The sequence below is a fragment of the Buchnera aphidicola (Pemphigus obesinymphae) genome, assembly GCF_026122815.1.
GTDB lineage: Bacteria > Pseudomonadota > Gammaproteobacteria > Enterobacterales > Enterobacteriaceae > Buchnera_C > Buchnera_C aphidicola_BJ.
The window spans coordinates 1-12,095 of the sequence record NZ_JAIWQW010000015.1 but is presented as its reverse complement, the minus strand read 5'-3'; the positions used below and the strand labels follow the sequence as shown (position 1 = coordinate 12,095).

The following is a 12,095-nucleotide window of genomic DNA, read 5'->3' as shown; positions in this document are numbered from 1 at the left end:
TCCATTTTTCTAAAAAATCACTAAAAAATGGTAAATTAAAAAATAAATGAACAGAAGTACGTACAATAGGAACAGAATTAGATAAAACAGATAAAGGATTAACTAAATCTATGGCAGAATAAACAGCGCCGCACACTTCGCAATGATCCCCATATTGATCCTCAGATTCACAAGAAGGACAAAATCCTTTTACAAAACGATCAGGTAAAAAAATTTTTTCTTTATCGTCATATAACTGAGAAACATTACATTCCTTAATATAACCATCACTATCTAATAAATTATATATTTTTTGTACTAAATTATAATTTTCCTTACTATGCGTTGAATAATAATTATCATGAGATATCTGAAAATTTGAAAAATCATATTTATGTTCTTTATAAATTTTAAAAATTAATTCTTCAGGTAAAATATTTTGTTTTTTTGATTTTAACATTACAGCTGTACCATGAGCATCATCAGCGCAAATAAACCATACTTCATGACCTATCATACGATTATAACGAACCCAAATGTCAGCTTGAATGTGTTCTAGTAAATGGCCAAGATGAATAGAACCATTTGAATACGGCAATGCACAAGTTACTAACATCTTTTTTTTAAAAAAACTCATTTTAAACATCTCTCAGGAAAATACTGTAATAAAAATATATATAAATTATATTAACGATTAATTTAATCTTAAAAATCTTACCGCCTTCAACATTTTACAATTTAAATACATATACCCATTACAATTATTATAAAAAATAAAAAATTCGATTATTATATCGACAAAATCACATGTTAAATGTTTCAATTGCACGTCAAAAATAATTCGTTAATATGGGAAAATTATACAATTTTTCCCTTCCATCTAAAATATATAAATTTAAATCAATTATTAATTTAAAGTAATTGAAAAAACCGAAATTTTAAAAAATAGTTAAATTTTTATAAGTTTTATTACCTTAAAAATAATACCTGATACTAAGACGGTTATCTTTAAAAAATCTAGAGAAAAAAATCTTACAACTTATAATGAAATATTAAAAACATAATTATTAATGGTTTTGATATTGACAATAAAAACATGAAATTTATTAATAGAATCTTCAATTTTATTAATCAATAATTACGAAAAATTTTATATATCTTATATACGATCACTATAAAAATAATATTTATAAAAATTTCTTTATGTTTTATATGTTAATATGAAAAAAAATAATTTATGTTTTTATTTAAATAAAATAAAATACTATTTCTATTAATCTTTTTAGTACCTGAGTTCATATTCATCTCTGGTACTAAAGAATAAAAATATCAATTATTCAGTACATGCCGTAAACATATTTCTTAAAGTAAATTTAATATTTTTATCAAAATATTTTTATTCTAACCAATTGGTATGGAAAATACCATCTTTATCAATACGTCTATACATATGAGCTCCGAAATAATCTCTTTGTGCCTGAAGTAAATTAGCTGGCAAAACAGCTGTTCGATAACTATCATAATAAGCAATCGCAGCAGAAAATGTTGGAATAGGCATTCCATAAATTACAGCATAAGATACAACACTACGAAGAGCATTTTGGTACTCATTAGCAATGTTTCTAAAATATGGAGTTAATAACAAATTAACAATATCATTTTTTTCTGCATATGCATCGGTAATCTTTTGTAAAAACTTAGCTCGAATAATACATCCTGCACGAAATATTTTTGCTATTTTCCCATATGATAAATTCCATTTATATTTTTCAGAAGCGGCTTTAAGTTGAGAAAAACCTTGAGCATAAGATATAATTTTACCTAAATATAACGCTTTTCTTATTTTTTCAATAAAATCTTTTTTATTAAAAGATAATTTATCCATTTCAGGTCCAGATAAAATTTTAGAAGCATAGACGCGTTGTTCCTTAAGAGCAGAAAGATAGCGCGAAAAAACAGATTCTGTAATCAAAGAAAGTGGCTCATCTAAATCTAAAGCACTTTTACTAGTCCATTTTCCTGTTCCTTTATTATCTGCATAGTCTAAAATGAAATCTATTAAATATTTTCCAGAACTATCTTTTTTCTTAAATATTTCTTTAGTAATACTGATTAAATAACTATTTAATTCGCCTTCATTCCAATTATCAAATGTGTTTGCTAATTCTTCATTACTCATTAATAACATATTTTTTAATAAAAAATATGTCTCTGATATTAGTTGCATATCACTATATTCTATTCCATTATGAACCATTTTTACGTAATGACCAGCTCCATCAGGACCAATATAATCAACACAAGATTCTTGATCATTGGTTTTTGCTGCAATTTTTTTAAATATAGGAGATATTAAATTATAAGATTTTTTTTGCCCACCTAACATAATAGACGGTCCGTTTAATGCTCCTTCCTCACCACCAGAAATACCTGCTCCAAAAAAAATTAAACCTATTCGAGATAATTCACTACAACGGCGTATTGTATCTTTATAAAAAGAATTTCCTCCGTCGATAAGAATGTCGCCTGTGTTAAGATAAGGAATAATAGATTCAATTGTTTTGTCTGTTGGTAATCCTGATTTTACCATAATCAAAATACAACGAGGTTTTTTTAAGGAATTAACAAATTCTTTTATTGAAAAATATGGGTAAATTCGTTTCCCTATGCTCTTTTTCATTAATTGATTTGTTTTTTCAGAAGAACGATTGAAAACAGAAACCGTATAATTATTTCTTTCTATATTTAGAGCTAAATTACTACCCATCACTGCTAAACCTACAACACCAATATTATTTTTTAACATTTTCACTCCTATTTTCTGAAAATAAATATATAAATAATACGATATATTTTAATAATTAATCAATTATTAAAAATTGATCAATTTTTTATTTAAATAAAAATATAAAAATAATATTATTATATAATTATTAAAATAAATAAGAAATCTAAATTAAAATTAAATATAAAAAATAATTAAGTATTTAATGATATAATAAAAATATTACTTATGTAAAAATTAGTACATTTTTACATAAAAATTAGTTATAAAAATCAATAAATACTATTTGTTTCTCTTACGCAAATTGGATATTATTAGATTAAAATCTAAAGATTGATTTTGTAGCAAAACCAGTAAATGAAATATCAAATCTGAAGATTCATCAATTAATTCTTCTCTATCGTTTGTCACAGCAGCAATTGCAGTTTCTATACCTTCTTCAGCAACTTTTTGAGCTATCCTTTTAGTACCCGAAGAATATAATTTATTTGTATAAGAAAGATTTTTATTAAATCTCTTTCTATTCTTTAAAATATTTTCCAAATGATATAAAAAAATAAAATCTGGAACGATATAAGATAAAAAACAGCTAATGCGATCTAAGTGACAAGTTTTACCTTCCGGTATAACCAATATTAAAATAGAATCATAATCACAATCCACACTAATATTGACTACTTTTAAATAATTACCTGAACTCTCTCCTTTAGTCCATAAACGTTTTTTTGTCCGCGAATAAAAAGTAACTATTTTTTCTTGATTGGTTTTATTTAAAGCCTCTTGATTCATGTATCCATGCATTAATACTTCACCAGACACATTATGTTGAATAATTGCCGGTAACATATCTTGAATTTTGTTCCAATTAATTTTCAAATATTCTTTTTTATTTAACATTCTCGAATCACAACACCTTTATTTAACAAAAATTTTTTTAGTTTTCTTATTTTTATAATTTCTTTATGGAAAATTGATGCAGCTAAAGCACCATCTACATTTGCATTATTAAAGACATCATAAAAATGTTCTACTTTACCAGCTCCTCCAGAAGCAATTAAAGGAACTTTACATACTTCACGTGCTTTCTTTAATAAACGAATATCATAACCACAACACATTCCATCCTGATTCATCATATTTAAAACAATTTCTCCAGCACCAAGTTTTTGTACTTTTTCTATCCATTTTAGAGTATCCAATTCCGTTTTAAATATTTTATTTTCATCTCCTGTATATTGATATACTTGATAAATATCTTTTTTTTCATCAAACCAAGAATCAATTCCTACTACTACGCATTGTACTCCAAAACGATCCGATATTCTGCTTATCAAACTTGGATCTTGTATTGCCGGTGAGTTAATGGATACTTTATCGGCTCCAAACTTAAGTATGTTCACTACATCACTGATGCTATTAATTCCTCCTGCTACACAGAAAGGGATATCTATTACTTCTGCAATTTTTTCTATCCATTTTTTATCTACTAATCTATTAGCAGGTGAGGCCGTAATATCATAAAAAACTAGTTCATCAGCACCTTCTTTCGCATAATATTTAGCTAACGGAATTATATCACCCATAATTTTATGATTACGAAATTGGACACCTTTAACTACTAAACCATCTTTGACATCCAAGCAAGGAATTATGCGTTTTGCCAACATTGAATTGCCTCTGATATAGTAAATTTATTTTCCAACAAACTTCTTCCTATCACTATTCCATGTATTCCGCATGATTTAAGACAAGAAATATCATTTAACGTACTTACTCCACCTGAAGATTGAAATTTAATGTGTTTAAATAAACTTGATATTTCTTCATATAAAACAAAATTAGGACCAAGCAAAGTACCATCTTTAGATATATCTGTACACAAAACATGTTCTAATCCTACTTCAGAAAATTCATTGATAACATCTTCTAAAATTAATTTAGAGAAATTTTGCCAGCCATTAATTAAAATTTCTTTTTCTTTTTTTTCGTTTATTAAAACATCTAAAGCAAGAACTATTGCATCTCCGCCGTAAATATTAAACCATTTTTTTACCTCTTTTGGATTTATAATTGCAGAAGAACTAACAACTACTCTTTTAACTCCTGATCGAAATAAAACTTCAATATCTTTTTCTGTTCTAATACCACCACCAATTTGCAAAGGTACATTTACTTTAGCTAATATTCGTTTTAATAAATGAATCTGCTTATTATTAGGATCTTTAGCTCCATCGAGATCTACTAAATGGATAATTTTAATTTCTTGAATATTATGGTAATTTGACAATTTAGTATAAATGTCGTCGTTATAATATTTTATTTTAGAGTAATTACCTTGATACAATCGAACTATTTTAGCATTCATTATATCTATTGCTGGAATTATCATAATTTTATATCTCTAAAAAATTTTTTATTAATTGTGCACCATATTCACCAGATTTTTCTGGATGAAATTGTACTCCAAAAAAATTATTTTTTTCAACAATAGCACTAAAAAATGTTCCATAATATGCACTTGCTATTGTATACTTGTTAATTTCTATAGCATAACTATGTACAAAATAAAATCGAGATTTATTACTTATATTCCTTAATAATTTTGAATTATTATTTATAATAATTTCATTCCATCCTGTATGAGGTATAGATAACTTATCCACCTTTAACTTGGATACAAAAGTATCAATAACATTTAACATTTTGAGACCTGGACATTCTTGACTATATGAACATAATAATTGCATGCCAAGACAAATACCCATTACAGGTTTTTTAAAATTTTTAATAACTTTAATTAAATTTGATAAATGTAATTGTTGTATGGCTGTCTTAGGTGTTCCTACACCAGGTAAAAAAAGTTTATCTGCATTTAATATCAGATCTATTTCTCTGGTTATAATAGGACTATAACCTAATCTTCGTATAGCATATTTTAAAGAATACAAATTAGCGCAACCAGTATCGATTATGATAATATTCATTATAAAATTCCTTTCGAACTAAATATTTTATTTCCTTCTATACGAATTGCTTCTTTTAACACTCTTCCAAAAACTTTAAAGATACTTTCAATTTGATGGTGATCATTATTACCTGATGAACGAATATGAACTGTACTTTTCATTGCATAAGATAGTGAATAAAAAAAATGTTCAACCATATCTGTATTCATATCTCCCACAGATTGATTTTTAAATTGAGCTTGAAAATTTAAATAAGGACGTCCTGAAATGTCCAACATACACGTTGCAATACTTTCGTCCATTGGTAAAGAAAATCCATATCTATTAATTCCAATTTTGTTACCTAATGCTTTCAATAAAGACTGACCTAAACATATCCCAGTGTCTTCTATAGTGTGATGATCATCAACATAAATATCTCCTTTTGCAAGAACGTTTATAGAAATACCGCTATGGACAGAAATTTGTTCTAACATATGATTAAAAAACATTAATCCAGTATCGATATTACTTTTATTTTCTTTATCTAACCAAACTTCAACATGAATTTCAGTTTCTCTTGTTTTACGAAAAACCTTAGCAAATCTATTATTTGCAATTATTTTTTTTGCTATTTTGGACCAATTAAAATTTTCTCTATTGTATAAAATTCCTTTAATACCCATGTTATGTGCTAATTCCATATCTGTTTGTCTATCACCTATTACATAACTGACTTCTTTCTTTAAAGTATTATCATTTAACCAAGGTTTTACCATTTCTATTTTTGGTTTTCTACAACAACAGCGGTCATGTAAATTATGAGGACATATTAAAATATTATCAAAGGTAATACCTTGGGATTTAAATATTTCTAGCATAAATTTATGAGGTTTTTCAAAAGAAGAATGCGGAAAGCTATCTGTCCCCAAACCATCTTGATTAGTAATCATAACAAATTTATAACCATATTTTTTTAATGATAATAAAGCAGATATTACTTTTGGCTCTAACATAATTTTTTCAATACTGTCTATTTGATAATTTGTTTCTGGCTCAAAAATAAGCGTTCCATCACGATCAATAAATAAAACTTTTTCTGGCATAAATTTATCCTTTACTATCTGTGACAAATAATTTTAATACATTTATTAATTTTAAACATTCATTAAAATTACCTACCGATATACGTATACATTCATTTAAGTATATTTTAAGATTTTGATTTCTAACAATAATTCCCTGTTCCCAAAGGAAAAGAAAAATTTTATCAGCGTTAATAAAACGTACTAAAATGTAATTACTGTCACTTTTAAAAATTTCTTTAACATATTTATTTTTTTTTAATTCTTTTATTAACCACACTTTATTGGAATATAATTCCAATACTCTATTTTTCATTATACCAATATTTTTTTTAGACAAAGCTTGATAAGCTATATCAGTTACTGGTGTTGGTAATGGATAAGGAGCAATTACTGTGGACAAAACACGAATAATTTCTGTATTAGCCAACACAAAACCACAACGCAATCCGGCTAAAGCAAATGCTTTTGATAATGTTCTTAAAATTACTAAATTAGGATAATCTTGCAACCAAGAAACAACGCTTTTATTTTCACAAAACTCAATATAAGCTTCATCTACTATTACCAACGCAGTGTTAGAAAAAACCTGTAAAATAAAACGAATATCTTGACTATGAATGATATTTCCTGTTGGATTATTAGGACTGCAAATGTATATTAATTTTACTCCCAAAGATTTTTTTTCAATAGATTTAACATCTAATTGCCAATTTTGTAACATTGGAACACTACGCACTTTTACGCCAAATATATTCGCATTAATAACATACATATCGTAAGTAGGAGGACAATAAATAATTGAATCTATTTTAGGTTCGCAAAAAGCACGCATTAATAATTCAATGCCTTCATCAGCTCCACGTGTTACTAATATATTACTAGAGGATACTTTAACATAATCAGCATATCTCATAATTAATGATTTAGGTTGAGGTTCAGGATAACGATTAAAATAAGTTTCTTGCAAAGTAAATTGATCAGATATAGGAGACTCATTTGCATTTAACCATACATCTCCTTTCCCACCAATTTTACGAGCTGACTGATAGGGAATCAATTCCTGTATATTTTTACGAACTAAACTTATAATTTTTAGTTTCATTTTTCCCCTTTTATAAAATTGAGTCGTAATTTAATAGAATTACTATGAGCTTCCATTTTTTCTATTTTAGATAAAATCAAAACAGTAGATGAAATATTAAAAAATCCTTCTTCTGTTAACATTTGCACATTAATTCTTTTTTGAAAATCTATTAAACTTAAACCTGAATATACAGAGGCACATCCATAAGTAGGTAGAACATGATTTGGTCCTGAAGCATAATCTCCTATTGTTTCTGGAGACCATTGACCTAGAAATATAGAACCAGCATTGGTAATATCACGTAATAAATCTTGAGAATTGACTGTATTAATTATTAAATGTTCAGGTGCATATAAATTAGAAATATTAATACATTCTAATAAACTATGTGTAAAAATAATAAAACTTTTTGATAATGCTTTTTTTATTAAATTTGAATTAGGTAGTTGAACTAATTGAATTTCTAACTCTTTAAGCACAAGATTAACTAATTTTAAACTAGGAGTTAATAAAATTACTTGAGAATTAGGTCCGTGTTCTGCTTGAGCTAATAAATCTGAAGCAACAAAAACAGGATTAGCTTTAGAATCAGCAATCACTAAAACTTCAGAAGGACCTGCTAACATATCAATAGCCAAGTTATCTAACAATTCATTTACTTGCCTTTTAGCTTCAGTAACATACGCATTGCCAGGTCCAAATATTTTATTAACTTTGGGAATCTCATTTGTACCAAAAGCTAAAGCAGCAATTGCTTGAGCTCCACCAATTTCAAATATCTTATGTACGCCACATATATCTGCTGCATACAAAATTTCATCGGTAATAGGAGGTGGAGAACAAAGAATAATATTAGAGCATCCAGCAATATTCGCAGGTACTGACAACATTAATACTGTCGATACTAAAGGAGCATAACCACCTGGAATATATAATCCTACCGATTCTATTGGTCTAATTAACTGTTGACAACAGATTCCAGGTTGTACTTCGATAGAAATTGAATCCATTTTTTGTGCTAAATGAAAATATTTAATATTTTTTATTGCTGATAAAATAGCATTTTTTTTATTTTGACTGACATTAAAATGAGATCTAGATATTTTATCTCGACTAATCGTAAAATTATCTATATTCGAATTATCAAATATTTGAGAATATTTTCTTAATGCTACATCTCCTGATATTCTAACATCTGAAATTATTTTTTTTACTGATTCTTTAATTTTATTAGATTCAGAAAAAACCGGCCTGATAAAAATCTTATTTTTTTCAAAAAAACTTAATTCTTCCCAATTAATTATCTTTAAAATATTTTTCACAAAATTTACTCCATCATTTTCTCAATAGGTAAAACTAAAATTGAACTGGCACCTAAAGATTTTAATTTCTCCATAGTTTCCCAAAATAAAGTTTCACTACTTACCATGTGCATTGCAACTTTGGTTTTATCTCCTGCTAAATTTAATACTGTTGGTTTTTCCGCTCCATGTAATAAAGAAACCACTTCTTCTAATTTACAAATAGGAGCATGTAACATTATATATTTAGATCCCCTAGCTTTGATCACTCCTTGAATACGGGTCATTAGTTTACTAATAATTTCTTTTTTAAAATCTGACAGAAGACCTGGACGACATACTAAACATGCGTTTGATTTATAAATTACTTCTACTTCTTGTAATCCATTAGCTTCTAATGTCGCTCCTGTAGAAACCAAATCACATACAGCGTCAGCTAAACCTGCTCGCGGTGCTACTTCTACAGAACCATTTAACATACAAACTTTAAATAAAATACTTTTCTTATCAAGATACTTTTTTAACAAATGAGGATATGAAGTAGCTATTCTCATGTTACTTAAATACTTAATATTTTTATATTTTTCATTTATCGGTATGGCTAAAGATAATCTACAAATACCAAAATCAAGACGTTTTAAAATAGTATAAAAACCATTCCGTAATTGAGCTTGACGACTTAGCAATTCTTCTTCTAGAACATTTTCTCCTACAATACCCAAATCTACTACTTCATCCATAATTAAACCTGGAATATCATCATCACGTACTCTCATAACGTCAATAGGCATATTTTCAGCAAAAGCAATTAAACGTTGTTGATTTAAATTAATTTTCAAACCACATCTAGTCAATAATTTTCTAGAATCATCACTGAGTCTACCGCTTTTTTGCATAGCTATTCGTAAACGATTATTATTTATCATTAATTAAATCCCATTTTTATAAATTATTGATAAATGAGAGCATTTAATTTAAAAAAATCTTGTACAATTAAAAAGATTTTTTTAAATTAAATGCTCTCATTTATCAATAATTTATAAAAAAAAGAATGTAAATTTAATTATAAAATATTTATTTGAAATATAATAGTAAATAATACTAATTATAATATATATATTTAATAAATAATACCCATTAAAAAATTGTTAGAATAAATTTATAAATATTAAAGATTGAATTACTTTTCACTAAAAAACATATTTTGTGCTGAAAATACTATAAATGTAATGTAAATTATCCCTTGCAGGAATTGAACCTGCAACTAACTCTTAGGAGGAGTTTATTATATCCATTTAACTAAAGGGACAAAAGAATAAATATAATTATCTTACTATTTTACATATATAAAAGTTATATTCTATTTTCCTAAAAATATTTTTCTAAAAAATAAAAAAATAAATATTAAAAGTATATTCTTATACACTCATATTTAATATAAAAATGCAATATTTTCAATATTGATCCACTAAAAAATATATCTATATAATAAAATTATAAACCATGCAAAGATTTACATTAATTATTTTAAGTATAATATCCATATTATCATATGTAATATTAATTATTTTATAATTAATATTACATATTTTAAATTAAGATAAACATCTTATAAAAATAACATTTTATATTTAAACATATTTTCTATAGAAAAATTATAAAATTCTAATTAATCGCTACAAAAAATAATTAAATGTATCACTTTGTAAAATATTTTTATATTAAATATCTTTTAGTAGAAAAAAATCAAGAATTCATAAAATCATTATATTTTATATAATAAACATATTTTAAATACATTTAATCCTTTAAAAAAAATATACATTTAAAAAAAATATTTTTACTAAAAATAAATATAATTTAATTTTTATCTATTTCGATTAAAAAAATAATAGCAGCTCCATTACCAAATACTTTCGATGAACGATAAAATGCTATTATATCAGGATGTTTAGATAACCATAAAGGAGTTTCTTGTTTTAAAATATGTTTACCATGCCCATGTATAATTCCAGCACAAAAAAAATGTTTTTCTCTGCAAATCGCTATTAATTTTCCTAATTCTCTTTTTGCTTCATATCGTGTTAAACCGTGTAAATCAAGAAAAATATCAGGATTATATTTCCCTTTTTTTAAATTATATAACTCTAGTTTATTAATATCATTACGTACATAACATTCTGAACTATCATTTATTTTAGTCTGCAATCTGTACGATGAAAAATAATGAGCATGTGCTTCTGCTTCATGAATCTTTCTTCTCAAAAAATTACAATTGCCTTTTTTGCTCGTCCGAGAATGATAAATAGTATCTTGTACTATTTTTTTTGTTCCATTAATAAACTGATGAAAGATAAAATTATCTCCGACGATAATAGAACTACTTTTACTCATAATTTTAAATCACTAAAATAATAATTACCTATAAAATCTATATTCTGATTTAAAATAAACTATAATTTTAGCAATACCTCCTTATTTGATCAATAGATATTATTCAAGATAATTTGTAATCAGCTAAGAAGTCAATAAAATATTCAAATAATATACCATTTAAACTATTAACACCAAAATAACAAAAATAATTACATAATAAAAATATGATACTATATTAATAACATAAAAAAATAAATCTTATATCTTCATCAAAAGTATTTAACTTTATTCATATCAAACTAACTAAAAATGACATCAATATTTTAAATTATGATTTTTATTGTCTAAAAATATAAGGAAAATACATGGCTGGAAATAAAATTGGGAAAATGTTTACCGTAACTACATTTGGAGAATCCCATGGCCCTTCATTGGGCTGTATTATAGACGGCATACCTCCTGGATTTCCATTATCTACTGATGATTTACAAAAAGAACTAAACCGTAGAAGACCAGGAAAATCGAAATATACAACTC

The 12,095-nt window shown here is 25.8% G+C and carries 12 protein-coding genes and 1 tRNA gene; 1 reads left to right on the top strand and 12 read right to left on the bottom strand.

Annotated elements, in window-relative coordinates; all coding sequences use genetic code 11:
• The 12 genes from LDP10_RS02555 to smrB all read right to left on the bottom strand — a co-directional run.
• A partial coding sequence (locus tag LDP10_RS02555) for a class I tRNA ligase family protein (RefSeq protein ID WP_265197181.1) occupies window positions 1-616 on the bottom strand: 616 nt, incomplete at its 3' end.
• Between the two features lie 759 nt (window positions 617-1,375).
• Entirely contained in the window at window positions 1,376-2,785 is a 1,410-nt protein-coding gene (gndA, locus tag LDP10_RS02550) for an NADP-dependent phosphogluconate dehydrogenase (protein WP_265197180.1), read from the bottom strand.
• A gap of 261 nt (window positions 2,786-3,046) precedes the next feature.
• The gene (gene hisIE, locus LDP10_RS02545; RefSeq protein ID WP_265197178.1) at window positions 3,047-3,661 is read right to left on the bottom strand and encodes a bifunctional phosphoribosyl-AMP cyclohydrolase/phosphoribosyl-ATP diphosphatase HisIE; all 615 of its coding nucleotides are present in this window, start codon (window positions 3,659-3,661) and stop codon (window positions 3,047-3,049) included.
• Entirely contained in the window at window positions 3,655-4,431 is a 777-nt protein-coding gene (gene hisF / locus LDP10_RS02540; protein WP_265197177.1) for an imidazole glycerol phosphate synthase subunit HisF, read from the bottom strand. The genes hisIE and hisF overlap by 7 nt, the downstream gene beginning before the upstream one ends.
• Window positions 4,413-5,153, bottom strand: coding sequence for a 1-(5-phosphoribosyl)-5-[(5-phosphoribosylamino)methylideneamino]imidazole-4-carboxamide isomerase (gene hisA, locus LDP10_RS02535; RefSeq protein WP_265197176.1), 741 nt, complete (start codon window positions 5,151-5,153; stop codon window positions 4,413-4,415). Before hisA ends, hisF begins: the two co-directional genes overlap by 19 nt.
• Before the next feature lie 4 nt (window positions 5,154-5,157).
• Entirely contained in the window at window positions 5,158-5,748 is a 591-nt protein-coding gene (hisH, locus tag LDP10_RS02530) for an imidazole glycerol phosphate synthase subunit HisH (protein WP_265197174.1), read from the bottom strand.
• Window positions 5,748-6,815: a bifunctional histidinol-phosphatase/imidazoleglycerol-phosphate dehydratase HisB gene (gene hisB, locus LDP10_RS02525; protein WP_265197173.1), complete on the bottom strand. Its 1,068-nt coding sequence runs from the start codon at window positions 6,813-6,815 to the stop codon at window positions 5,748-5,750. The genes hisH and hisB overlap by 1 nt, the downstream gene beginning before the upstream one ends.
• A 4-nt stretch (window positions 6,816-6,819) precedes the next feature.
• Window positions 6,820-7,899: a histidinol-phosphate transaminase gene (gene hisC, locus LDP10_RS02520; RefSeq protein ID WP_265197172.1), complete on the bottom strand. Its 1,080-nt coding sequence runs from the start codon at window positions 7,897-7,899 to the stop codon at window positions 6,820-6,822.
• Window positions 7,896-9,203, bottom strand: a complete 1,308-nt coding sequence (hisD, locus tag LDP10_RS02515; protein WP_265197170.1) for a histidinol dehydrogenase — start codon at window positions 9,201-9,203, stop codon at window positions 7,896-7,898. Before hisD ends, hisC begins: the two co-directional genes overlap by 4 nt.
• Before the next feature lie 5 nt (window positions 9,204-9,208).
• On the bottom strand, window positions 9,209-10,108 hold the full coding sequence (gene hisG, locus LDP10_RS02510; RefSeq protein WP_265197168.1) for an ATP phosphoribosyltransferase: 900 nt from the start codon (window positions 10,106-10,108) through the stop codon (window positions 9,209-9,211).
• A gap of 311 nt (window positions 10,109-10,419) precedes the next feature.
• A tRNA-Arg gene (locus tag LDP10_RS02505) sits at window positions 10,420-10,491 on the bottom strand.
• Window positions 10,492-11,042: 551 nt separating this feature from the next.
• Window positions 11,043-11,576, bottom strand: coding sequence for an endonuclease SmrB (gene smrB, locus LDP10_RS02500; protein WP_265197167.1), 534 nt, complete (start codon window positions 11,574-11,576; stop codon window positions 11,043-11,045).
• Between the two features lie 347 nt (window positions 11,577-11,923).
• Between smrB and LDP10_RS02495 the strand changes: the two genes are divergently transcribed.
• The coding region (locus LDP10_RS02495) for a chorismate synthase (protein WP_265197182.1) at window positions 11,924-12,095 on the top strand (172 nt) is incomplete at its 3' end.

Excerpts from the sequence above, each read along its gene's own strand:
- hisIE (WP_265197178.1), bottom strand. The coding sequence starts at position 3,661 with ATGTTAAATAAAAAAGAATATTTGAAAATTAATTGGAACAAAATTCAA.
- gndA (WP_265197180.1), bottom strand. The coding sequence starts at position 2,785 with ATGTTAAAAAATAATATTGGTGTTGTAGGTTTAGCAGTGATGGGTAGT.
- hisF (WP_265197177.1), bottom strand. The coding sequence starts at position 4,431 with ATGTTGGCAAAACGCATAATTCCTTGCTTGGATGTCAAAGATGGTTTA.
- smrB (WP_265197167.1), bottom strand. The coding sequence starts at position 11,576 with ATGAGTAAAAGTAGTTCTATTATCGTCGGAGATAATTTTATCTTTCAT.
- hisB (WP_265197173.1), bottom strand. The coding sequence starts at position 6,815 with ATGCCAGAAAAAGTTTTATTTATTGATCGTGATGGAACGCTTATTTTT.
- hisG (WP_265197168.1), bottom strand. The coding sequence starts at position 10,108 with ATGATAAATAATAATCGTTTACGAATAGCTATGCAAAAAAGCGGTAGA.
- hisH (WP_265197174.1), bottom strand. The coding sequence starts at position 5,748 with ATGAATATTATCATAATCGATACTGGTTGCGCTAATTTGTATTCTTTA.
- hisA (WP_265197176.1), bottom strand. The coding sequence starts at position 5,153 with ATGATAATTCCAGCAATAGATATAATGAATGCTAAAATAGTTCGATTG.
- hisC (WP_265197172.1), bottom strand. The coding sequence starts at position 7,899 with ATGAAACTAAAAATTATAAGTTTAGTTCGTAAAAATATACAGGAATTG.